The sequence below is a fragment of the Rhodopirellula sp. P2 genome (assembly GCF_028768465.1).
GTDB lineage: Bacteria > Planctomycetota > Planctomycetia > Pirellulales > Pirellulaceae > Rhodopirellula.
On the sequence record NZ_CP118225.1, the window covers coordinates 2958029 to 2983141 of the forward strand.

The 25113-nt window shown below is 56.9% G+C and carries 15 protein-coding genes and 1 pseudogene; 5 read left to right on the plus strand and 11 right to left on the minus strand.

The window, feature by feature from the left end; translation table 11 throughout:
- Positions 1-3: 3 nt before the first annotated feature.
- Positions 4-1425: a DUF1501 domain-containing protein gene (locus tag PSR62_RS10455; protein WP_274407697.1), complete on the plus strand. Its 1422-nt coding sequence runs from the start codon at positions 4-6 to the stop codon at positions 1423-1425.
- A 2391-nt stretch (positions 1426-3816) separates the two neighbouring features.
- Here the strand turns inward: PSR62_RS10455 and PSR62_RS10460 are convergent.
- The 8 genes and pseudogenes from PSR62_RS10460 to mnmA all read right to left on the minus strand — a co-directional run bounded on the left by PSR62_RS10460 (position 3817) and on the right by mnmA (position 16658).
- Positions 3817-5247: an RHS repeat domain-containing protein gene (locus PSR62_RS10460; RefSeq protein ID WP_274407698.1), complete on the minus strand. Its 1431-nt coding sequence runs from the start codon at positions 5245-5247 to the stop codon at positions 3817-3819.
- Positions 5248-5544: 297 nt separating this feature from the next.
- On the minus strand, positions 5545-6705 hold the full coding sequence (locus PSR62_RS10465) for a hypothetical protein (RefSeq protein ID WP_274407699.1): 1161 nt from the start codon (positions 6703-6705) through the stop codon (positions 5545-5547).
- Positions 6706-6907: 202 nt separating this feature from the next.
- Positions 6908-7378, minus strand: a pseudogene (locus PSR62_RS10470) (hypothetical protein); the annotation flags it as partial.
- Between the two features lie 445 nt (positions 7379-7823).
- A complete protein-coding gene (locus tag PSR62_RS10475; RefSeq protein ID WP_037254335.1) occupies positions 7824-9458 on the minus strand; it encodes a hypothetical protein in 1635 nt (544 codons plus the stop codon).
- Positions 9459-9605: 147 nt separating this feature from the next.
- The gene (locus PSR62_RS10480) at positions 9606-11096 is read right to left on the minus strand and encodes an IS91 family transposase (protein ID WP_274403982.1); all 1491 of its coding nucleotides are present in this window, start codon (positions 11094-11096) and stop codon (positions 9606-9608) included.
- Positions 11015-11938 (minus strand): tyrosine-type recombinase/integrase, encoded by a 924-nt coding sequence (locus PSR62_RS10485; RefSeq protein ID WP_274403981.1) that lies wholly within the window; start codon positions 11936-11938, stop codon positions 11015-11017. The genes PSR62_RS10480 and PSR62_RS10485 overlap by 82 nt, the downstream gene beginning before the upstream one ends.
- A 404-nt stretch (positions 11939-12342) precedes the next feature.
- Positions 12343-14892, minus strand: coding sequence for an RHS repeat-associated core domain-containing protein (locus PSR62_RS10490; protein ID WP_274407700.1), 2550 nt, complete (start codon positions 14890-14892; stop codon positions 12343-12345).
- A 566-nt stretch (positions 14893-15458) separates the two neighbouring features.
- Positions 15459-16658, minus strand: a complete 1200-nt coding sequence (mnmA, locus tag PSR62_RS10495; protein WP_274407701.1) for a tRNA 2-thiouridine(34) synthase MnmA — start codon at positions 16656-16658, stop codon at positions 15459-15461.
- Positions 16659-16755: 97 nt separating this feature from the next.
- On the opposite strand from mnmA, the gene prfB reads away from it, so the two are divergent.
- A protein-coding gene (gene prfB, locus PSR62_RS10500; protein WP_338020157.1) for a peptide chain release factor 2 occupies positions 16756-17881 on the plus strand; the annotation gives its coding sequence in 2 pieces (ribosomal slippage) (positions 16756-16824 and positions 16826-17881; 1125 coding nt in all).
- A 144-nt stretch (positions 17882-18025) separates the two neighbouring features.
- On the opposite strand, the gene PSR62_RS10505 is transcribed toward prfB, so the two are convergent.
- From PSR62_RS10505 to PSR62_RS10515, 3 genes are all read right to left on the minus strand, one after another.
- Positions 18026-18946: a hypothetical protein gene (locus tag PSR62_RS10505; RefSeq protein WP_274407702.1), complete on the minus strand. Its 921-nt coding sequence runs from the start codon at positions 18944-18946 to the stop codon at positions 18026-18028.
- 304 nt (positions 18947-19250) lie between these two features.
- Positions 19251-20420, minus strand: coding sequence for a XylR family transcriptional regulator (locus tag PSR62_RS10510; RefSeq protein ID WP_338020158.1), 1170 nt, complete (start codon positions 20418-20420; stop codon positions 19251-19253).
- 72 nt (positions 20421-20492) lie between these two features.
- Complete coding sequence (locus tag PSR62_RS10515) at positions 20493-21245, minus strand: DUF6677 family protein (protein WP_274407703.1); 753 nt, start codon at positions 21243-21245, stop codon at positions 20493-20495.
- A 384-nt stretch (positions 21246-21629) separates the two neighbouring features.
- On the opposite strand from PSR62_RS10515, the gene PSR62_RS10520 reads away from it, so the two are divergent.
- The 3 genes from PSR62_RS10520 to PSR62_RS10530 all read left to right on the plus strand — a co-directional run bounded on the left by PSR62_RS10520 (position 21630) and on the right by PSR62_RS10530 (position 25014).
- Positions 21630-23285: a solute:sodium symporter family transporter gene (locus tag PSR62_RS10520; protein ID WP_274407704.1), complete on the plus strand. Its 1656-nt coding sequence runs from the start codon at positions 21630-21632 to the stop codon at positions 23283-23285.
- A 111-nt stretch (positions 23286-23396) separates the two neighbouring features.
- Positions 23397-24524, plus strand: coding sequence for an aldose epimerase family protein (locus PSR62_RS10525; RefSeq protein WP_274407705.1), 1128 nt, complete (start codon positions 23397-23399; stop codon positions 24522-24524).
- 157 nt (positions 24525-24681) lie between these two features.
- Positions 24682-25014 carry a hypothetical protein gene (locus tag PSR62_RS10530; RefSeq protein WP_274407706.1) on the plus strand — a complete coding sequence of 111 codons (333 nt, stop codon included), beginning with the start codon at positions 24682-24684 and terminating at the stop codon, positions 25012-25014.
- The last annotated feature ends 99 nt before the right edge of the window (positions 25015-25113 follow it).

Genomic DNA, 25113 nt, shown 5'->3' on the forward strand with positions numbered 1-25113 from the left:
ATCATGAATTTACCTTTGTCTCGTCGTGATGCGTTGAAAGTTTGTGGGATGGGCTTTGGCTCGCTCGCACTGACCGATGCTCTGTGCCGTGAAAGCGCTGCGTCTGGGTTGCCCAACCCAGCGAACTTCGGTGGGGAGGTGATGCCTCATTTTCCCGCGAAAGCCAAGCGTGTCATTCACTTGTTCATGAATGGCGGTCCCAGCCAAGTGGACTCGTTCGATCGCAAACCTGCGCTCGAAGAGTTCGATGGTAAATCCGCTCCGATGGCAAACTTGAAGACCGAACGGCCCACGGGCAACGTGATGCGGTCGCCCTACAAATGGGACAAGTACGGCGAGTGCGGGTTGGAAGTCAGCGAGTTGTTCGAGCACACGGCCAAGCACGCGGATGATCTGTGTGTGGTCAACAGCATGTACGCCGACGTTCCCAACCATGAGCCCTCGTTGTTGCTGATGAATTGTGGCGAGGCTCGGTTGATCCGGCCTGCGATGGGATCGTGGTTGACCTACGGTTTGGGCAGTGACAACGAGAACCTGCCATCGTTCATTGCGATGTGTCCGGGTGGGTACCCGATCAAAGAATCACAGAACTGGCAGAACGGTTTTTTGCCTGGCAAGTACCAGGGGACTTACATCGACAGCAGTTTCGCGTCGGTCGAACGGTTGCTGGAAAACATTCGCGGCCGTTCGGTTCACCCGACCAATCAGCGTGAGCAGTTGGATTTGCTGGCGAAGCTGAATCAGCAACATGCAGCTCAGCGTGGAAACGACCCACGGTTGGAATCACGCATTGAGTCATTCGAACTGGCCTATCGCATGCAAAGCGAAGCGTCCGAGGCTTTCGACATCAGTCGCGAAACGGAAGAAACACGAACGATGTATGGCGATGGCGATTTCGCGCGGCAAGCGTTGATCGCTCGACGGTTGGTCGAACGTGGTGTCCGCTTCGTGCAGCTCTACACCGGTGCCGGGCAGCCCTGGGACAGTCACGATGATTTGGACAAGGCTCACCGACGAGTTGCGAAGGGGGTCGACCAAGGGATCGGAGCGTTGCTGTCCGATTTGAAGCGGACCGGATTGCTGGACGAGACGCTGGTGATTTGGGGCGGTGAATTTGGACGGACGCCCGTGGTCGAGATGCCCAAGGCAGGCTCCAACCAAGGCAAAATGAACGGCCGCGATCACAACCATTACGGGTTCACGATGTGGATGGCTGGTGGCGGCGTCAACGCCGGAACGCGAGTCGGAGCAACCGATGAGCTGGGGTTCAAAGCCGTTGAAAACCGAGTCCACGTGCATGATATGCACGCAACGATTTTGCGGTTGATGGGTTACGACCACAAACAGTTGACGTACCGCTACGCCGGTCGTGATTTCCGGTTGACGGACGTGCACGGGCGTGTCGTTGACGAGATCATTGGTTGATCAGAGTGCCCAACCCAAGGTCATCCTGTTCCGGCTTTTCTAGTTCGTCGTGCTCGAGCCCAGCGAAGCGGTGCTCGTCATCGTCATCGATGTTAGCATGGTTGCTCCGCACCGAACTCCGCGACACCATCGGGTTTTATCGCGAGATCATCGCGAATCGCTGAGCGATGGTGATGTCTCCAGCGATCGAGCCACGGCGCCGATCGAGAGTCGGTCAATATCGAGTCATTCGTGGTCCAACGCTTGCGCGGACAATCGGGGCTGGTTTCGATCACGACTACGAGCACCGTCGCTGACGCGACTGAGCACGAGCACGAATCCGGAAAGCTGGCTGGCACCTCGGGCTCTTGAGCCTTGTGTCCCCCATTGCCCCGAGACCGATTTGCTTGATCCCGGTAGGGATCGAGAGTGGTGGCGTGGGCGTGGCATGTCCATCGGTGGCGCGATCGCTTACCGACGGCTACCATCTGGCATCCCTCCCGGGATGGAAACTTGCGCAAACGAATAGGCTCCACAACACCGAACATTTCGCCGTCCCGCGTTCGCCCCGAATGAGGGCGGCAACCTTGGCTTACGCCAAGCGGTTCACATACCCGATGGCACCTGCGTACCTGTCTAGATGCTCGCGTTTCTCGCCGTGACGATCGGAGCAGCCTGGAGCCGAAGATGACTCAATCGTCGCGTCCACGCGAAGTCAAATCCTGTTTGGTTCTGCCGTTGTTTGGAGGAGCCAGAGTCACTTGAAGCTCGTACTTCGCTGGCCCCGTCAAGGACACCGAATTGTCACCACCACGTGTTAACCAATCGCCTGACGCCACAGATGTTGACGAACGATGGGTCAATGCGTGTGCGTCAAGGAACGGGTTGTGGCATGTGCCGGTCATTGTCGTGCCGCCACCGAACCAAGCGTAGGTGAGATCCGGCTTTTGGTCATGTTGGACAAGAAGGGTGATTTGCGACCCACCGACAACCGTCGCAGAAGACGAGGGTTTAGCGACGCCATCAATCAGAGGCGTAAGTGTCAAAAAATAGCCGTCGCGTTCTTCAGGGATGTCGATTTGGTACCGTCGCGCGTTGAGTAGCTTCTGGAGATCAGCCGATGTGGCAATGCCCTGTCCAGCGTCGAGCCAATCTCGTGTCACGATGAAGCCTGCAAGAACCAATATCGGCCAAACAAGCAGAAAGAGCGTCAATGCGTGTTTCTTCATGAGCGATTCAGTCGGATAACGAATTGCGAACGATGGAGGCACAGGAGGTGCATGCATCGATCGTGCGTTGAACTTTGTCGCCGCACTGGGTTGGTCGGGGAAGCGCATCAGGACTTCTGATTCGCTAGTAAGAGTCTACCAGATACGATTCTTGGCATGCCCGGGAAGCGGCAAGGCCGGGTAGCGACAGCTGAATCGCAGGTGGGCGATCTTGCTCGCGTTCCTTTGCACTTTCTACCTGTGTTTGCATGTACCATTCGTAAAAGTTCTGGCTCATCCGACGGAAGGGTGCGTCCGAGGTTTTCAAGGCATGCACCGATGTCCGCATGTTCAATGATGGACGGCGTCCGTGTTGAAAACACCCCACCGGCATGGCGAGCATGCCGGTGGGCCACGCAGCACCTTCGGCGCATCGGAGACCAAGCTATTCCTTGGCAAGTTGCTCCTCAGCAGAGTTTGCTTCCGCTTCACTTGGCAACTTAATTCGAACGCCTCGAAATGGTCTGTTCAAACTTCGGGCATCGGAGAAATCCCTCCAAAAACCTGAAGTCAGGGTACCGCGCACGCTTCCGTCGGATGAGCCGAAATCGTCCCGGCCGTGCTGAACCACGCGAAAATAAGCGGCGGCCCAAAACGCTAAAACTGATGAAGGTGCCGCGCTGGATCTTTCACGCTGCAGTGGCCGCGCTGTCAAAAATCACGTGATTCGCCAACGACAACGCCATTCGTTTCCGACACCTTTTCCTCTTCCATCGCAACTGCCCGCCAGTCCCCTCAAAACACGAACGAGACACTCTCGCCCAGCGAGCGCAGACCAGCCAAATTATCGATGCTAGCAATTCAGCGTCGGCCGGCAAACGTCGGGCCGAACACTATTGGGCCTGACCCGTTTGATTTCTCCTCGCCAACAGAAAAGGCCACCTCGCGGCGGCCTCGTTGAACGTCGTTTCACTCCGGCGCATCGGTTGGATTACTCATCAAAGAGACCTGACCCATTTGATTTCTCCACGTTTGATTTCTCTGCGCTGTTAACAAGAAAACACACAAGTAGTGACGCTGATGCACCGACCGCACTTGAATAAAACAATCCAATGTCCGTTAGCATCATTAGTGCTGGCGGAGTCGTTAGCAAAACAATCAAGCAAGCAACAAGTGAAGTTTTTGAGAAAGTCATTCAATTACCTTAGTAGCACTTTTCAGCGAGGCACAATGTAATTGGAATTGCCATCCCGCCACCCGTGCCGCAAACAATTGATCCGTATGGAGGTGCGAGCGGAAGCCCAAGCACAGCACCGGCTCCAGCACAGCATCCGTCGCGAATTAGACGCCACTTGCTAGACGCGCACGCATCTAAGTCTCCATTGAACTCGCCAACGTATACCGGTTTCAGCGTTTTTCCAGCGGGACAAACAAAGTTAGCATTACAACTGTTCTCACACCCGCGACGATTGCTTCCGCTTTTCGTTGATGCACAACACGCGCGGCAAGCCCATTTATTTCCTTTTGCCAAACAGGAAGCATTCGGGTTTCGCCCCGATGGATTTCCAGGAGTAGGACGAGGCCGCCCGCGTCGACCGGGTTGAGAACGTATCGTACCTCCTGAATCCATGTAGCTTAACGGAGAACTACCGACATACTCATGCAGATTCCACGGACTCCCCTCATACCCGATTGGGTCTCTGGAGCAGAACCTTCCTGTCGCTGAGTCGTACATCCGGGCCCTGTAGTGGTACAGGTCTAGTGCTTCGTCGAACTCACGGCCGGTGTAGGTATAGCGGTTGCCTTCGGCGGAGGTTGTGAGTGGTGAGAGACTGGCATTGAGGATCGTCAGGCCGCCGTAGGCGTCGTAGGCGTAGCGTTCTTGGATCGCTCCGCTGCCGTTGGTCAGTGCGATGATGCTGTACTGTTGGTTGCGGTGGTAGTAGCGGTTGCCGCTGCTGCCCGATCGCATCACCGGTTCGTCGATGTAGGATGCGTAGATGTAGTCGTACGTGGGGCTCGATGCCGCCGTGCCTGAGGTGTAGTCGGCGATGGCTTGTTGGCCGGACTGCACGAACACCGTCACGGTTGTGCCGTCGTCGCGGCCGACTCGCCGGCCCAGGGCGTCCCACTGGTAGGTCACGTCCGCCACTGAATCGTTGTCGGTGTCCGCTGAGATCAGCTTGTTTTCAAGATCCCACTTCATCGCCAGTGGGTCGCTGCCGGGACGTAGGATCGCGGGGATCACCGTTTGGTTGCCCTTGGCGTCGTGCGTGACCGCTTGGCCAGCCACCGTCAGCAGCTCGTGTGTGTCACCGTGGGTACGGCTTTGGACACTGGCGTTTTCTGTGTAGCTGCTCCAGTCTCCGACCAGGCTCAGGTTCCAGGATTGGTCCAGGTTGCTGTCGTCTCGCTCCCACGAGACGAGGCGATCCTCGACGTCGTAGCCGCTCGTTCCGACATCGAACCCGTAACCACTCATCGTTCCCGTGATCCCCTCACTGGTCTTGTTCTTGTTGGCGTCCCAGCCATAGCTGAGGTTGCCGATCGACGCGCCGCTGAAGCTGATGCTCGCTAGCGTGTTGTCGTTGTTGTACGCCCGTGTTTCACTCACACCGTTATTGTAGCTGAGCATGTGAACACAGTGGCCGGCCGCGCTGGCTCGTTTCGGTCTTCCCATGCAGAGAAGAATCCCCCCTTCTTCTTGCCTAATTAGCCAATTCGGTGTCCGACACTCTTCCATTTACCGCCTGCCCAAAAGTGAGGTTGCGTCGGTCGACAGGGCTGGCGCAAAGCCCCGTAGGGACTCCTTTCTGGTTTCACCGTTTCGGCAGGTAGTGACCAGCCAGGACTTCGACGAAACGAGGGTGATGCAGCGGGTGCGATTTGAAGCGAAGTGGCCGCCCGACAGGTGGCCATTTCGCTGCTTCGCTCAACCAAAACACGCCGCGGCTTGGGCTTGGCCTCGGTGGTGCCTGTGGCCGGTGCGTTCCGCGTCGGCTTTCATTGATTCCGGACGGCCTACGCAAGTTGTCTTGCCGAAGTACTTTTGCCAGTCCCATACCAGGTCACGCCACATGGATGCCTCAATGCCGACCTCCGAAAGCGTTCGAGCCAGATGCTTGGGTAGCTCGGCGACTTGACCGGCGACGGACTGCGCCGCTGTCCAGTCCAGCAATCGCTTGTAGTCGCTCCAACGAATGTGGAGAAACCCGCGGTCACTGCTGCGAAGGCCTTTCGTGTGGACTTCGGGTTCTGCTGAAAGCGTTGTTTTGCTCAGCGTCAGTGGGCTGAGCCACCCGTCGCGGCGAATGCGTTTGCCCGTTGGATTGCGTCGTTTTGCCTTGCGTTTTTTCTGGAGGACTTCGACAGGTGTCTCGCGGATTTCGCGTCCGGCTTCTTCGGTTGGGATCGGCTTGAGATCAAACGCAGCCGAAGGAATCCGTTCTCCTTTGCAAGCTTCGATCCGGTCGTAGGCACTGGTGTGCGGGCTGGTCTCGGGAGTGGTGGACATGGCCGCGCGGACTGGGTTCAGGTCGACGTACATGCTGCACGCGAGTAAGCCCGCTTCATCGACAATTCGCTGGGCTTTGAAGCGACCTTCCCAGAACCGGCCGGTACACTCGTCTTGCTTGTTGGCCATTCGGGCGATCGGTTCAGCCAGTGCTCGCATGAACCAAGAGATGTCAGACAAGCGGCGGCGAACTTCAGCCAGCCGCTCTTTATCTCGAACCAGCATCTGAACGTCGTTTTCAGTGGGCTCGGCCAAGTGCTCTTCGAGACGTCGGCCGGGGAACACCCGCAGCCAGCGAATCGCCACTTCCTCGTCGCTCCACTGGGCGCAAACATCCGGTCGATTGCGGAGGATCTGGTGCATGTGGTTGCTCATCACCGCATAGGACAGCACATCGACGGCGAATACCGAGGCCAGGGCCTCCATCCGCCGGCGAATCCATTCCTTGCGGAACGAGAAGTCCTTGCCGGTCGCTTGATCGACACCGGCCAGAAAGGCTCGACGGACACATCGCTGAACAACATGCACGATCCCGACTTCGCTGGAATCAAACTGTTCGCATCGCTGAGGCCGCGGCATGGCTGAGCTCTCCCTCTCGGAACGGACTGGCAAGACAAATCGATCCTACGCAGCGGCGTTTGGAAGTCAAGGTTTGGTGGATGGCACCATCCGGCGCTCATGGCTGAGCTCTCCCTCTCGGAACGGATTGGCAAGACAAATGGATCCTACGCGGAATGCGACGCCACGTCAAGGTAAGGTGGGTGGCACCATCCGTCGATCCTTCGTCTTGTTTGTTGGCCATCCGGGCGATCGGTTCGGCCAGGGCTCTCATGAACCAAGAGATGTCAGACAAGCGACGGCGAACTTCAGCCAGTCGCTCTTTATCTCGAACCAGCATCTGAACGTCGTTTTCAGTGGGTTCGGCGAGGTGTTCTTCCAGGCGTCGGCCGGGGAAGACCCGCAGCCAGCGAATCGCGACCTCTTCGTCGCTCCACCGAGCACAGACATCAGGCCGATTGCGGAGGATCTGGTGCATGTGGTTGCTCATCACCGCGTAGGAAAGCACATCGACTGCGAACACCGAGGCCAGAGCCTCCATCCGCCGACGAATCCATTCCTTTCGAAACGAGAAATCCTTGCCGGTCGCCTGGTCAACACCAGCCAGAAAAGCCCGGCGGACACATCTCTGCACCACATGCACGATCCCGACTTCGCTGGAATCAAACTGTTCGCATCGCTGAGGCCGCGGCATAACTGTGCTCTCTATCTCGGAACCGAATGGCAAGACAAATGGATCCTACGCAGCGGCACTCGAGAGTCAGGGTTTGGTGGGTGGCACCATCCATCGCTCTTTGACTGATCGGTGCCGTGAGCATTGAACTGACGCGGCAAGCCGATGCTGGACCGCACCAAGGATCGAACGCCCACCGCCCAACGAACATCGACTTGGCGGGCTGCTGAAGTCGTACCGTCGAGCTGCATAGCCACGGTCACGTCGAGCATCTGATCAAAGCACCGGATTGAGAAAAATCAGTTGGGTTTACTGCTGCGCGAATAACTCGAAACACAAGCAGTTTGCACTTGAAAACGGGCGGCCCGCGCCAAGGTCGGCCGAAAACCATCTCTCGGAAGGCAAAAACGCACCCGGATTCTCCAATTCAAACGCTCGTCAGAGTTTTTTGACAGGACGGGCTTGCCTAGTCAGCCAAGTCGGTGTCCGACACCTTTGATCGCTCAACCAAGCCAATTGCGGTTCTCATCATGTCGGCTGAACTCCTGATCTTTGAAGCTTTAATTGTCCAAGATGTAACAGACGGGAAACGCTCGCGATCAATTTGGCTCACATCTTCAACTGCAAGCGATATTTGAAATGGAAGTTGTCCTTCAAGATCCCGAAAAGGACGGATTAATGTGCCACGGACATCCAAAACGCTTAAGCCTTCTAAATTAGGGCAACCTTCAATAACAGATTTGAAGGCTGAATTGTCGATGACGCAATTAACCAAACAAATATATTTGGTTTCCTCGCCTACCGCGTCGGCAAGCCAACGCGAATCAACATTGCAGTTTTGGAGGAGCAATGATTCAATTGATTGCATGGATTCACTCGAAGTTCCCATCGCAGGAAGGACAGTAAATCCGTCCAACGCGAGAAAATGAATAGTTCTCGCTCTCAGCAGCGATTCAGCAATTAGCAGCGACGAATCTTCGCTATCAGACAAATCTGCTTTGATGTACAAACCTCGGAGCTTCGAGCCTTCGAGCTTCGGAACGCTCAATTTGATTTCACCTAGCCGCGGATAGACCAAGCAAACACTTTGCAAGCGATCCGCACCGATGACCTCATTAAAGTGATCCGTATTCAAGGCAGTTCGAGTTTTTGGGAAATTTGTGTTCAGAAACCGGAAGTGAGAAATCTGGCCTTCCTTATCTAGTAAACCAACATACTCCGCAGTCAGGTTGATATCACAATTCGCCGAACGCCCGCAGCCAACCGCTGTGTGTATTCGTCCCGAAGAAGCAAGAGTTCCGAGGGACAGGGTCAGCCTTTTCGAATCAAGGCCAAGCCCATTTGTTGTGGTTGATCTAGGTGAGATCCATTCGATTGAATTCGCGGATATGCCGTTGATCGGTCGTTCCATACCTACGTACGAAAGACGTTGTATTTTCATTGGAACCGAATTCGCTTCGGGCGGAACAACGCAGAACGCTAGTTGCAAATCTTCCAGATGCTTTAGCTTTTTAACCGCACTTGACGATATCAAAGCATTCGAAATGCTTAATTTTTGGACTCTTGATTTTTTGATCAACGGGAAAAGGTCAACAGGTGTGAGCTGGCTCGATCGGCATTCTATCGATAAGGAATGCAGTGAATCTAAATTAGCGATAAACTCCATCGCATTCCTGTCTGGTCCCCCGCTGCGCTTGCTGTAACGCAGGTGTAGATCCTGGACGCTTCCAGGAACAAGGTCTGGGAGATCCCCTTCAAAATCCAGTAGCTCTAACTCCCTGATGTGAGAGTGCTGAGGAAGTGGCCCCCGAGAGTTAGGCATGGTAACCCGCTCAATCTTCAATGCCAACAACGAATCGGAGTTGAGCATCTCTCTGTATGCCGAGTTGTCAATATCAGAGTGGGAGATTGCAAGTGACTTAAGCCTTGGCAGTCCATGCAGCAGATGCGATATTTCTGAACGCTGGATGAAATCTAACTCAAGTGATGTTGTACTCTCGGGGACTTGAGGAGAACGCCCGATTGAATACTCATTTGCGATGTATTTTACATCGGGTAGCTGCTTAGAAAATTCAGTCGCCTCCTGTCCAAGCAAGGTCAACGAATTGCGATCTATCCGCTGGGCAGGCGTTGAAAAAGCTCCACGTTGCGGTAGAGCTTGGTCGCCTGTCTTGCGGATAGATCGTGCGTTGAACTTTGTCGCCGCACTGGGTAGCGGGCAACCGAGCGATCGGGATGCTCCCGGTCGCTAGAACGAGTCTATCAGATACGACTCATGATGGTCTCGAACCGGCGAAAATCCTGGCAGCGGTAGCTGAATCCGGCGAGTTGGTTCCGCCAAGATTCCCTTTGCACTTTCTACCTGAGTTTCCCTGTACCAATCGTAAAATCCCTCCCCATAGGACTCCGCCCAGAACTTCCGATGCGATTCGCGTTGCAGGTCGGCATACCACCACGGGCAACTGTCGCTCTCTCGCCACATCAGTTCTTTCCAAGATGGCTTCGCCGTCTGAGCGACCAGCTCCAATCGGTCACTGCCGCAGTGCTCGCACAGCAAGTCGGGATGCTCCTCTTCGCACGTCGCTTCGTCGACCGTTGACACATCGCGTCCAAGTGACTCGAGCAACTCCTGGCATCGAGCCGAATAGGTCGCGTGCCGGTTGTTGGACCAGCCACCGAAGTAGCGTGTCTTGGTCAGTTGGTCCGGCTGGATGTGAAGACACCAGCGACGAATAAAGTCGCTCGTCTTCAGGGTGATCGGAACTTGTTGCCGTTCGCCGCCGGTTCGCGTTCCTTCTCGGGCCAGGAACGTCACTTCCCTGCCATTGGCTGAAGTGATTCGGTGGTTGCTGATCGGACCGCCGGTCAGATAACGCGTCAAGTAATTGACCACCTGGGTCGCGCTGCTCGTGGCGGCCGGAGGCGGCTGGATGAAGGCCACCCAGTTCTTGGACTCAAGCTTCTCGATGAATGCATCCCAGTGCTCGTTTTCTTGGAGATGTTCAAACTTGCCACCCAGCTTCAGCTTGCCAGCACGGCGAAGCCGTCGCAGTTTCGCGATCGCTTTGGTTCGGTAGGTCTCACGGAGTGCGGCAGCACGGACCAAGTGAAAGCCGTCGGAGTTCTTGGCATCCGGCGGCGCCGTCGCTTGCTTCCAGGTTGAACCGCTGAGACTCGGGCCTTCGCCAGGAACCAGTAAGTGAACGTGCCAATGCGCCTCCAACTTTTGATTCCAGGTATGCAGCACCGAGATGGCCGCCGGATCGTAGTCTTGCTCCGCTTTGATCTGGGTCGAAAGACTCTTCCAAGCCGAACCAACCAGCAGGTCTGCCATCTCTTCTCGATTGGCCAGCGCCAACTCAGACAGTTCGCTCGGGAGGGTGAAGACCACTTGATAGTAAGTGACTCCCGGCAAAATGAGGTTCGATGCTTTGTCGTTGAAGTCCACTCGCTTGCCACCGCTACAGGTCGGGCAATGCCGGTCGCCGCACGAGTTGTAAAGCGACGTGACCTCGTCACAATCACGACACTGAAACTTGCGTCCTCCCATCACGTGCGTGCGGCACAAAGAGATCTTCGCCAGCACGCTTTGGACTTGAGGGCACGTCGAATCGTCGACCGCGCCGGCAGCACCCAGCCGCAGAATTTCTGCGAGGCTTAGCTTGGGCTGTTGGTCTCCGAGATTCCGCTGTTCTCTTGGGGCGGCTGATACGTCGGCAGTTGTTTCACCGGCAACCAATCCAGTGGACTGGGGACGCTGTGCAGGTGCTCTCGTCGGCAGTGCAGATAAACCATCGTCGTGACGAAACTGGCGTGCCCGAGCAACTTGCTGATCGTCAGCAAGTCCACGCCCGCTTCGAGCAGTCCGGTCGCGTAAGAGTGCCTGAGCACATGCGGATACACTCGTTTCTTGATTCCCGCTTTCTCGGCAGACCGCTTCATCGCTTTTTGAATCGACGTGTCGGCGTAGGTCTTGGTCGCTGAGTTGCCGGGGAACAGCAAGTCGGTCGGCCTGTACTTCTTCCAGTAAACCCTCAACTCGGTCAAGAGCCTTGGCGAGAGCGGCACCAGTCGATCCTTGGCTCCCTTGGCGTGTCGGACGTGAATCATCATCCGATCCGAGTCGATGTCGGCGATCCTCAAGTGGGCCGCTTCGGAGAACCGGAGCCCCGCCGAGTACAGCGTCATCAGAAAGGTTCGGTGTTTCAGGTTGGCGGTGCATTGAAGCAGCTTGTCGATTTCGTGGCGACTGAGCACGATCGGCAAGGTCTTGGGCCGTTTCCCGAAAGGAACCATCGTGACGGGCCAAGGGACCCGGATGGTGTGCGTGTACAGAAACCGTAGCGCGCAAACCGCTTGGTTGAATGAGCTATAGGCGACCTTCTTCTCTTGGATCAGGTAAAGCTGGAAGGTTCTAACGTCTTCGACGGTTGCTTCGCCGAGCGGTTTACCGATGAACCCGGCAAACCTTCTGGCGTGATAGGTGTAAGCCTTGATGGTTGCGGGGGCCATGTTTCGGATGAGCATGTCCTCAGCCATTCGGCGAGTCAGCTTGCAAGAATGTTCTTCGGAGGGAGCCATTGCACTTGTCTCAAAGCAGGATGGAAGCATCGCACTCCGAGGGTTCGGTGTGCGGAAGCATTCCACAGTGCTTGCGAAATCCAAAAGCGCAAGTCCTACAACCGTTTTAATCAAACCTTGGCGAAGACGCTCTTTCCCATGAGCGTGCTATTTCAAGACCGCCACTGCCGTCATCCATCACGTTCCCGCCGCAGAGTTCGAGTCAGCGAAGCTGATGGAACATGCATGGTTGGCAGGGATGCCAACCATCACCCCCGCAAGGAAGCGGCCACCCACCGAAAGAGCTTGCCAACCCGTGCACTGGAGAGAGCATGCCGCCGGACGACTCGATTAAGTTCAACGAATTGCATAACCAGACAACGATTGCAAGTGTTCCAAACGTAAGCCGAACCTTACCAATACGATCAAAAGTTCTGCATGTCGATCTCATGTTCACCGTAATTGCCCCCGTATTTTTCATCTCGATAATCAAAAGAAATATCCAACGTCCCGCCTCCGCTACATGGGCAAATTGGGACGCAAACGGTTGCTGATTTCGCCCTATGAACTAATCGAGCATCCTTTCTCCCGCCCGCCCCTGGGTTCATGATTCCATCACGAGACGGAATGACATCTTCTTTCCAGCTATTCGTTGAATTGGTGCCGCCTCCACTTCCTTCTGGGCAGTCAAGTGAAATAGAAATCTCAAGAAAGTCATCGTCATCACGATAATCCTGTCCATCGAAGTACATGCCTCCGTATTCGTTGTCGTCATCATCACCGTTCAAGATCAGGGGGAAATTGGGGAAGTCCCAGCCATCGACATCTTCAGGATCTCGCCAGTCATTCCATTCCTCCATTTCATCGTTCCAACTCTCGCGTGTTACATTTCTTGTCGCCTTCGCATAGATGCAAACTGTGCCATCTGGTCCATCAGTAACGTGAGTCTCGAAATCGATGCTACCGTCTCCCACTGGTTCGGAATGTGGGAAAACACCCGGCGAACTAACCTGCAGACCTGACGGATCAACGTACCGAAAGACGCGACTGCGTAAAAAGCTGTAAATATTTCCTGGACTACCCCTAAACCCAATCGGATCTCTGGAGCAGAAACGTCCCGACCTAGCGTCGTACATCCGAGCCCGGAAGTGGTACAGATCAAGGTCACCGTCCCACTCACGCCCAGTATAGGTGTACCGGTTGTCGCTCGAAGCAGCGGACACACCGGCACCATCGAACACATCCAACCCGCCGTAGGCGTCGTAGGCGTAGCGTTCTTGGATCGCTCCGCTGCCGTTGGTCAGGGCGATGACACTGTACTGTTGGTTGCGGTGGTAGTAGCGGTTGCCGCCACTGCCGGACCTCATGACGGGCTCGTCGATGTAGGACGCGTAGACGTAGTCGTACGTGGGACTCGATGCCGCCGTGCCGGACGTGTAGTCGGCGATCGTTTGTCGGCCGGACTGAACGAACACCGTCACGGTTGTGCCGTCGTCGCGGCCGACTCGTCGGCCCAGGGCGTCCCACTGGTAGGTCACGTCGGCCACGGAGTCGTTGTCGGTGTCCGCTGAGATCAGCTTGTTCTCAAAATCCCACTTCATCGCCAGGGGGTCGCTGCCGGGACGCAGGATCGCGGGGATCACCGTTTGGTTGCCCTTGGCGTCGTGCGTGACCGCTTGGCCAGCCACCGTCAGTAGCTCGTGCGTGTCACCGTGGGTACGGTTTTGGACACTGGCGTTTTCCGTGTAGCTGTTCCAGTCACCGACCAGGCTCAGGTTCCAGGATTGGTCCAGGTTGCTGTCGTCTCGCTCCCACGAGACGAGGCGATCCTCGACGTCGTAGCCGCTCGTTCCGACATCGAACCCGTAACCGCTCATCGTTCCCGTGATCCCCTCACTGGTCTTGTTCTTGTTGGCGTCCCAGCCGTAGCTGAGGTTGCCGATCGATGCACCGCTGAAGCTGATGCTCGCCAGCGTGTTGTCGTTGTTGTACGCCCGTGTTTCACTCACACCGTTATTGTAGCTGCTGGTGAGCATCCGGCCGCCATCGTCGTACGTTCGCGTGTCGATCGTGGTGCTGTCGAAGTCGATCCCGGCAAGCTGGCCACGGTCGGTGTAGCTGCGGTCGACCTCTTTGCCGTCCGGGTAGGTCAGCTTGGACACTTGGCCCGCCGCGTCGTAATCGGTCAGGACCGTGTACGTCTGGCCGCCGATCTGGATCGACTCACTGGCCTTGCGGCCCGCATCGTCGTAGGTGTAGGTGACCGTGTTGCTGTAGCGGCCACTGATGGCTGTCAGCATGCGGCTGGCGTCGTCATAGGTGAACGTGTCGGTGTGGCTTTGACCGGACAGCGGGCCACTGGCGTGACCGGTGTAGGCCTTGCTGCTCAGACGACCAGCCAGGTCGTAGGTGAAGTCGCACGTGTCACCCTGCTGGTCGGTTCGCTGGACCGTGCGGCCCGTGGCGTCCGGGGTGAACGAGACGATCCCGTAACCGGTTTGACCGATCGTGCTGCTGGGCACGTGGTCCGGGTAGGTTTCGGTCAGCTTGGTGCCGGCCGCGTCGTAGGTGTAGCTGGTGACTTGGTCCTCGGCGTCGGTCAGCGATTCCAGCTGGCCGGTGTCCGTGTAGGCGAACTCGGTTTCACCCGAGAGGCGATCGATCTGTTTGATCTGGCGACCGCGTGCGTCGAACACGTACGTCGTCGTGTTGCTCTTGGCATCGGTCGAGGAGACCTTGTTGCCAGCCAAGTCATAGCCGCTCTGCGTCACACCGCTGGCGGTGTCGGTGCACTGGGTGTCACGCCCCAAGGCATCGTAGAGGCAGTCCTGGCCGACTCCGTTGGGGTCGCGGACCTTGAGCTGGTTGCCCGAGGCGTCGTATTCGTAGCTGGTGACCTTGCCCAGGGCATCGACGGGACGACCGAGCACAATCGGCTCTGTCACCCCTTCGGGGTTTTGTCTTTGTGGGGGCATGCTCATCCGGGGCCTGACGGCCCCGGCAATGGCTGTGTCGGCCCGTCCGGGCCTGGTTGCAACTGGTTCAACTCAAAGCCTTTGGTGGATGGCACCGTACGGCCTTTACCTAACAGTCGCCCACCCAATAGGCCTTCCCCTTGGATGTTCCTTGGGGGCGTCTCGTTTGGAGTCGGGCCAAGCGAAACGCCGTTCGGACACCTCAGCGAGTTGAGGCCCGGAGGGTCGGCAGATCTCCTGCCGGGGCCGTCAGGCCCCGGTCCACGCCCCACGATCATTCCAAGCCCCGGCGGGACGACCGAGCACAATCGACTCTGTCACCCCTTCGGGGTTTTGTCTTTGTGGGGGCATGCTCGTCCGGGGCCTGACGGCCCCGGCAATGGCTGTGTCGGCCCGTCCGGGCCTGGTTTCGAGTGCGAGTGCGAGTACGAGTTTTGGGATGTCAGACCCCACATTGGCCAACGAAGCCGACTGCAAAAGCGCAGTTTTGAAACTCATGCGTCGGGTTTTCTTTTCGACGGGCTTGGAAGCCCATCGTACTGGATCGCTTGCTGCGGAGGGTGTGTTCAGGCCGACGGAGGGTCTCCGTCGGCGACGCGATCGATGGCGTGGGTGATCCAGCCGCCGCCGAGGACTCGTTCCCCGTCGTAAACGACCGCGGCTTGGCCCGGTGCGACCGCGGCTTGGGGATCGTCGAACAGGACCTTCATCTGGGTTGAGTCGGATGCGTCGATCACGACATGGCCGGGATGAGGCTGTCCGTTGTAGCGAATCTGGATGCCGACGGATTTGGCATCCGCAAGCTCTTCAGGGGGCACAAACCAATTGCATTGATCGGCCATCAGTCCGGGGCGTAGCAGTTCTTTTGCCAACCCGATCACAACACGCCGGGTGTCCGGTTCAATGCGAATCACAAAGTGTGGCTCGCCCATGGCGACGCCGAGTCTCTTGCGTTGGCCAATCGTGAAGGCTTCGAATCCGTTGTGTTCGCCGACGACTTTGCCACCGGTGGTCACGATTTCTCCGGCGGTTGCGCCGACCATCTCGGGACGTCGAGACTTCACAAAGTCGCTGTGGTGACCTTGGGTGACGAAGCAGATCTCTTGGCTGTCCTTTTTGTCTGAAACGCCCAGTCCGAGCGAGGTTGCCATGTCGCGAATTTCGGGTTTGGTGAAGTCGCCGACCGGCAGCATCATGCGGGGCAAGCGAGCTGGGTCGATGCCAAACAACGCGTACGATTGATCCTTGTGGCCGTCCAGGCCGCGATGCAGTTCGGATCTGCCGTTGGCGTGCACCATTCGGGCGTAGTGCCCTGTCGCGACGAACTCGGCGTCGACACCATCGGCGTAATCGAACAAACGTCCGAATTTGATCCAGTGATTGCACTTCACGCACGGATTGGGTGTTCGCGCGGCGAGGTAATCGTCGACGAAGTAGTCGACAATCTTTCGGAAGTCTTCTTGCAGGTCGAGGGAGTAAAACGGAATCCCCATCGACATCGCGACCCGGCGAGCGTCGGCGGCATCGGTTGCGCTGCAGCAACCCTGTTTGTGATCAGCTCGTTTGCCACCCGTGGACTCGCCCAGCACAGGAAGATTCAGGGGGTTGGCGTTTTGGGGTTCGTCGGAATCGATTCGGCAGGCGGCAGCGGAGGCTTCGCCGTGGCGCATGAAGACTCCGATCACCTCGTGACCGTCACGCAACAACAGGTGGGCCGCGACGCTGGAATCAACGCCGCCACTCATCGCGAGAACCACGCGAGACATGTAGAATCCGTTTTCTAAGAAAAAAATTTGGCGGACCTTGCACACGCTGTGCACGGCCTCGCCGGCTCACCATCATATCCGAGAGGGACATTTCGTCATGGACGCTGAATTGACGCAACGCAGTCAAGCGATTCGCAGCCGCCTGGTCCAGCTACAGGACTCTCTTTGACCACGCTGGCAAGAACCAAGCGATCAAAAAGATCGAAGCCCAAATGGGGGCGCCTGATTTCTGGAACGACAGTGAAGCGGCTCAAAAGGTCGTGATGCAACTCAAGGGTCTCAAGGGAATTGTCTCTCCTTTGAATGAGCTTGAGTCCTCCGCGGAAGACTTGGAAGCCCTCTTCGAGATGGCAGAGGACGATGATTCCATTGTCGATGAGGTTCGGTCGGAGATCGATCGCCTGGAGGGTGTCCTGGATGACTTGGAATTGAAGGCTTTGCTGAACGGGCCGAACGATTCCGCTGGTGCGATTGTGACCATCAACGCTCGCGATGGCGGGACGGATGCGAACGATTGGGCTGATATGCTGCTTCGGATGTACTCCGCTTGGGCGGTGGGGCAGGAATACAAAATTGAGTTGCTGGACCGTCAAGAAAACGAGGAGGCGGGAATCAACCATGCCTCGATCGCGGTTCGGGGGCCGATGGCGTATGGCTATCTCAAGGGCGAGGAAGGCATGCACCGGTTAGTTCGGATCAGTCCGTTCAACAGCGAAAGCAAACGCCAGACGAGCTTTGCTGCGGTGAGTGTTTCGCCTGAAATCGATGATTCGTTTGAAGTGAACATCGAAAAGAAGGATGTTCGCGAAGACACTTACCGGGCCAGTGGAGCGGGTGGTCAGCACGTCAACAAGACGGACAGTGCGATTCGGTTGACACACATCCCGACCAACACGGTCGTGCAATGTCAGAACCAGCGAAGTCAGCACCAAAACCGGGACACCGCCTGGAAGATGCTGCGGGCCAAGTTGGCACGAATCGAGGAGGAACGCCGTGAAGCGGAGGAAGCCAAGAAGTACGAGACTCAGGCAAGAACCGGTTTCGGGAGCCAGATTCGCAACTACTTCTTGCACCCTGATCAACGCGTCAAGGACGCTCGGACGGGGCATTACGTTGGCAACTTCAACAGTGTGCTCGACGGCAGTGAACTGCAAGGGTTCTTCGACTCGTTCCTGCGTTTGAAGGCTGGGAAGACAGAAGCCGTCCAGTCCGACGACGACTGATTCAGGTGGTGGATCCACCACTTCACTGGATCAACCCAAGGACCCAAAAAAAGACCTGCGAGGACAATGAAGTCCTCGCAGGTCAAGTTTGGTTTTCTCGTTGGTGATTGCGTTCTGGGCGATCACTCGGTGACAAGCTGCTGTTCAGCTGCCGTAGTTGTTGTCCAAGGTCAGGCCGCCTTCGGTCTTCTCGCCTGACTCCAGTTTGTCCTGGTAATTCTGGGCGATGCGTTTGACTTCGCCGACCACGTTGGATGCGGCACGCAGCTCAAAGGCGGTGAAGTAAGGTTCGTTGCCGGTGTACTGGCTTTCCTTGCGATTCTTCTCTGCCAGTTCGCTCCATGACATCTTGTCGGTCAGGTGCCATGTTGCGGCTTGGGCCGTGTTTTGAGCGATGAGTCCATTGCCCAGGGCTTCGCACAAGGCCGTCACGGCAGGGTCTTTGGTGACTTGGTCGAGTGGCGCGATGGTGTATTTCATTTTGGCATTGGGTTCCGGTTTGCCATGTTCGAGGCAAACGGTGTTGAGAGCCATTTTGGTCGTGCGTCCAGGTGCGACTCGCATGAAGCCACCCATGCCGCCGCCCATGCCACCCATGCCGCCGCCCATTCCGCCGCCCATGCCACCACCCATACCGCCGCCCATGCCGCCGCCGCCGCCCATGGCTTGACCGCCACCGCCACCGCCGCCCATGCCGCCGCCCATTCCACCACCCATGCCGCCGCCCATCCCACCACCCATGCCGCCCATCATGCCTTGAGCAAGAACTGGAACGCCAGCGAAGGCGGCGGGAACGTGGATGTGCAGAGGTTTGTCAGTCAGGTTCTTGACCAACAAGTTGGCTTTTGCAGACGATTGAGGGATGAATTTGGCCTCAACCGTTCCGGCTTCCATGGCCTCGAACAAGCCATTGACGACGGTTTCTTCACCGCCAGCATTGGCGTTGGAGGGTGAAGCAAGTCCCGCGATGGCGAAACCGAGAGCGGCAACGCACATCAGAGAGGTCATTCCGGAGAACGAAACTGGGGTGCGACGAGAGAAGAAGTGGCGATTCACGGTCAACATCCTGAGAATCAGTGTGCAGGGAGAAGGAATGGTCGGGCGCTGAAGACAAGATGGATTTTCGATGGCGAGATCCACCCTTGATTCGGCGCCGCAGGCGATCAGTCCCGCGGCCAAAGTGTCCTCCACGATTGAATGCAGGCGGCAATTCAGGGGATGGAGGGCTGGACCGGGAGCGATCTGGGTCGAATCAGTATACTTGGTTGCCGTGCCCGCACCAAATTTTCTTCCAGCGTTCCCGTCGCATTTGCAGGGGAAATTGACGGCATTGGTGCTGGGATCCCGCCCCCGATTCGCTGGCGGGGAGTCAGCCGTCCTGCCCGCGGACACTTTGCCGGTATTGCCCAGGGGTCATCCCCAGATCGCGTTTGAACACGTAGTGCATGTATTCCGGGTGATCGAACCCTGCCCGGTAGGCGATTTGTTCGGCTGCCATTTCGGTGGTGACCAAAAGTTCTCGGACGCGTTTGAGTTGAACGTTGCGGATTTCCTGCTGCGGTGTGCGTCCCAGGTAGCGACGCAGTTGCCGTTCGAGGGTGCTGCGGCTGACCGCAACGTTTTGCAGGACTTCGTCGACCGTCAGGCCTTCGCAAGCGTGTTGCCGGATGTAGGCCAGGGCCGACGCGACTTCGGGATGATCGATGGCAACGACATCGGTGGACAGCCGAGTCGCGACGCCAGTGGGGGCCACGACTTGCTGTGATTCGTGGTGCGATTCGCCCTTCATCCGGCGGGACAAGCGTTCTGCGGCCAGGAAGCCGACCGCTTCCGCGTTGGGAATCACGCTGGACAGTGGCGGCTGGCAGAATTGGCAAAGCAGTTCGTCGTTGTCGGCCCCGATCACGGCGACTTCTTCCGGCACGGTCAGTTCCAAGGTGGAGCAAACGGCCAGGACATGTTGGCCGCGAAGGTCATTGCAGGTGAAGATTCCGCAGGGTTTTGGCAACGCTTGCAGCCAATCCGCAATTGCTTGTTGGTCCTCTTCCCAGGGTCGGGCCAAGTTCATCCAGGGCGAGTTGAAGGAATCGCACTGGCATCCTTCTTGTTGGACCGTTTTCGCGAACGCTTCTTGGCGTCGATGCGACCAGGCTTCGAAATCAAAGCCGCAGAATCCGAAGTGTTGGAATCCGCGTTCCATCAGGTGGCGGGCGGCCATTTCACCAATTTTGGCGTCATCGCTGCGGACGTGCGCCTTGTCGACTTCGCTGCGGTCATTCAATTCGATGACCGGAATGTTCCGCAGGACCGCGGCCTCGATCATTTCATTGGTGGATCCTCGCGAGATGATCCCGTCGCCTTGCCAATCGTTCAGCCAGGCCGGTGGCGACGTCATGAGGTCGCGCTGTTCGAGGAAGACGGACCAATCTTCTTGCGTTCGCATGAAACGCATGATTCCAGATAGCACTTCACGTCCGTAAACAGTCGCGGTCTCGACCATCAACGCCACGTGAGGTTTGGAGCGAGCAGGTTTGTTCAACGCGCGTCCTTCAACAGTAAAGTCAGTTGATTAGATAAGGCGATCGGAATCGCAGAGGAGAGTGTGATCGCGTCAGTTCGATTCCGCAAATTGCGAGGGCGCTTCTTCGTTGCCGGGAACGCTTTCGGATTGTTCGGACTCGCGTTTTTTGCGACCACTGATCGGAACCGCCAAGGGACCGCCAAACGCGTCGTAAACCACTAAAAAGTTCAGCAGCCCTGCGATCATCGTGTACCAGGTGCCCATTTCGTAGCCCGAGCCACGGCGGGCATACCAGGCGGCGACTTCATCGGCCTCGGATTCATCGACGGGACGGTGCGGGGGCGCCATGAAGCCGTTCCACAGTGGTTCGTAGTCCTGACGAGTTCGCCCGCGGTTGTCGGTCGCCAGTCGCATTCGATTGCCCTGAACCAGGGCGGGAAGTGCGGCGGAGCCCACTCCGGCTTGGAGGAAATAGTGCCAGCGTTTGTCGCCGGGATACCAGGAGGCGTAGACAACGTGAAAGCCGCCCAGTGCAAATCCCAGGGTCCAGATCGAGAGAATGCTGATCACGAACAAGGTGCCCTTGGTGTGGCGACCTTGGTAGTAATGCCCGGCTCCGGGCACCAACCAAGCCAAGAAAGCTGCCAAATAGCGATTCCGCAAGTTGACTTGGATCCCGTCGACCTCGATCTGAGTGTCGCCGTTGAACACCTTGGGATTGACCTGAATGGGTTCGTTTTTGGTGGGGGAGCTGTTCTCGGAGGCTTGCTTTGGCTCGGAGCCGTTGGAACTCGCGCCTGCGGTGGTCTCAGCGTCTCGGGATCTGCGTGAACGTTGGGCCATGAGTGATTGGGGACTGACGAAAATTCGGAATGCGGGCAAATGCCCAAACGGAGGGGCAGGCTTGAAGCATGTCATTTTGCGAGATTCAGCCCGTGGGCGATAGCCAGTCCCTCCAATTCCGGAGATTGGATCTTCAATTCAGTGATTTGGTCCACCCGGCCCGGGGGCGGCTTGCGGGGCAAAATGTCTTAGGGCGAGAGGGTGGTTCGGGGAAGCCTGTTCGCGTGGGGTTCAGGCGGATGGTGATTGAAGGGGCCATCCGGGCCACTTGCATGTGCTGAACGGCAGAAAATAGTTCGTGGAGGATGTAAGGGGTGTGGTGACGCTGTATGGTATGTCGTCTCGCTGAAACTCCATTGCATGATGCAACCCCCGAGGATGTCCATGAACACCACCACGCTCGTTTCCTTTCTGTTCTTCACTGGTTTGGTAGCGTTTCTGACATGGTGGAAGACGCGTGGCAGCGACGTGGACACCGATGAGGGCTATTTCTTAGCCGGTCGTTCGCTCACCGGCGTCTTCATCGCGGGAAGTTTGCTGCTGACCAATTTGTCGACGGAGCAATTGGTGGGGCTCAACGCAGACTCCTTCAGCGATGGGCTGTCGGTGATGTGCTGGGAAGTGGTCGCGGGGATCTCGCTGGTGGTTTTGGCGTTGGTGTTCTTGCCTCGGTATTTGAAATCCGGGATCGCGACGATCCCGCAGTTTCTGGAGGAACGCTACGGTCGCGGGGTGCGAGCGCTGACGGCGGCGATCTTTATCGTTGCCTACATGCTGATCCTGTTGCCGTTTGTCTTGTTTTTGGGCGCCAACGGGCTCAACAGCATGTTGTCGCTTCATGTTCGGTTCGGGGTGACTGACTACCAGATGATTTGGATGCTGCTGGTGTTCATCGCATCGCTGGGCGGTGCCTACGCGATTTTTGGTGGATTGCGAGCCATCGCGGTTTCCGACACGTTCAACGGTGCCGGGTTGTTGGTTGGTGGTTTGATGATCACGTACTTTTCGCTGCAGGTTGTCGCTGGAGACGAAGGCGGAATCGGGGGGGCGCTTCAGAAGATTCATGAAGCGGATCCCGACGCGTTTCGGTCACTGGGTGCGGCGGACGAATCGACTCACTGGCCAACGTTGTTCACGGGAGTGTTGCTACTCAATTTCTTTTACTGGACCACCAACCAGCAGATCATTCAGCGAACTTTTGGGGCGAAGAATTTGGCGGAGGGTCAAAAGGGAGTTTTGCTGGCCGCGTTCTTTAAGATCTTGGCCCCGTTGATTCTCGTGTTGCCTGGGATCGCAGCGGCTTATTTGGTCATCACCGCCGAGGACCAGCAAATGATCGATGCCGTCGGGTTGAACGCGGAAGGCAATTGGAAGTCCAGTCAGGCTTATGGTGCGTTGGTCGCACGCGTGTTGCCGGAATGGTTGCTCGGATTCTTTGCGGCGGTGGTGATCGGTTCGATTCTTTCGACGTTCAACTCGGTGTTGAACTCGGCGGCGACGCTGTTCTCCTTGGACGTCTACAAGCAATACATTCGGCCGGATGCGACCACGAAGCAGGTGCGTTTTTCGGGGCAGATTTGCAGTTTCGTCGTTGCCATTTTTGCTGTCATCGCGGCACCGTTGGTCTTTTATGGACGTGACGGTGTCTTCAGTTTCTTCCAAGGGCTCAACGGCGTTTACTTCATCCCATTGGCCTCGGTGATTCTGTTGGGGTTGTTCCACAAGACTGCTGACGGGCGATCCGCGATGGTCGCGTTGATCGTCGGTTTGGTGCTGATGGTGATCGGGACCTTCCGCAGCGGCGGCGACGACGGTTGGCTCGTTTCTATCTTCGGCAATGGGTTTCACTACATGGGGGCGGTGTTTGTCCTGTTGGTCGCCCTGCAGTTGGTGATGGTTGCGATCGGGATTCGTCGGGATTCGCCTTACGAACAACGCGATGCCAAATTGGTTGACTTGACCCCGTGGAAACCGGCCCCGTACGTCGGCGGCGTTTTGGTTCTGCTGTGCTTGGGCGTCTACGCCTACTTCGCCATTTAGGATGTTCCGTTCATCGCAGCGTTCAAGCGACGACGCCGTGGTTGATCCAGCAGTCGTCGCAAAATCAGCTTTCCTTTTAAACTCAAGTCCATTGCTTCTTGGAGAATTCGTATGAACCGACTCATTGCACATTGGTTTGCGGGTGTGTTGATGATTGGATGCCTTGCCATTCCTGGGCTGGCACAAGATCAGATGCAGGTCGAGGACTTTGATTCGATCGAGCTGTACACACTCGAAAACAAGTCCGGCGCCAAGGTTCAGATCACCAACTTTGGTGCGATCGTGACCTCCATCGTGGTGCCTGATCGCGACGGAACGCTGGGCGACGTGGCGCTGGGGTATGACTCGGTTGAAAGCTACATCAACGCGGTCGACAAGCCCTACTTCGGTGCGGTGGTCGGACGTTACGGGAACCGAATCGCCAAGGGGGAGTTCACGCTGGACGGGGAGACCTATTCATTGGCGACCAACAACGGTCCCAATCACTTGCACGGTGGCGTGATTGGATTTGACAAAGTCGTCTGGGATGCGGTGCCCACGGCGGTCAACGGAAAGCCAGCCTTGAAGATGACCTACCTCGCGAAAGATGGTGAAGAGGGGTACCCCGGCAATCTGGACATCGCGGTCACTTACCAGTGGACGGATGAGAATGAATTGATCGTCCGCTACGAAGCGACCACGGACAAAGCCACCCCGATCAACCTGACCCAGCACACCTATTTCAACTTGGCCGGTGAGGGCAACGGGACCATCCTCGATCACGAGCTGATGTTGAACGCTTCGAAATTCACTCCGGTTGATTCAACCTTGATTCCCACCGGCGAATTGCGAGAAGTGGAGGGGACGCCGTTTGATTTTCGAAAGGCGAAAGCGATTGGACGCGACATCGCTGTCGACAACGAGCAACTTGAATTCGGAATGGGGTACGATCACAACTTTGTGCTCGATCCTTCGGGTGAGCCTGGCGAAATGCTGTGGGCAGCTCGCGTCTTGGAGCCGACATCAGGGCGTGTGATGGAGGTTCGCACCACTGAACCGGGGATCCAGTTCTATTGCGGGAACTTCTTGGATGGTCGTTTGGAAGGGAAGTCGGGCAAACCTTACGTGCACCGGGGAGGGTTCTGCTTGGAGACTCAGCACTTCCCCGACAGCCCCAATCAACCGACGTTTCCATCGGCGATTTTGAAGCCGGGTGAGAAGTACGACACGACAACGGTGTTCCGTTTCTCGACAAAATGATCCAGGCAATTTTTCAGTCACTCACGAATCGCTTGGAGGCAATCTTCCAAGCGATTTTGCGTTCCTGCCGACAATGGATCGCACCACCAATTGTGTCGTTTTCTGAAAGCTGCCATCATCCCAGTTGGGCAACTTGTCTCAAATCCACGTCTCAGGAATGACATTGGCCGCAAATCAATTTCAGCGAAACGATTGGGTGATCTACCGCAAACACAAAAGCAGTGTTTCGCCGGGGCCGCGCGCTTCCGACGTTCATGCCGCCGGGAAGGGCAACACCTACCGCTACGTGGTCGAGAAATACTGGATGGTTGAAGAAGTCCTCGCTGACAACCAGCTGAAGATCTGCACCCGTCGCGGCAAACGCCATTTGGTGAGTGCGGATGATCCGTCGTTGCGACGGGCTCGGTGGTGGGAGCGGATTCTGTATCGCAGTCGATTCGAAGCGATCGATTTGAACTCACCGGTCAGTCAGGAAGACGAGATCGCGTAGAGCGTGTCAGTCGGCCGGTGAAGCACCGGCGCCGATTGAGAAACCGCGCCGATCGAGAACCGACGCCAATCGAGAAACGGACCTGATTGAGCAACTGGG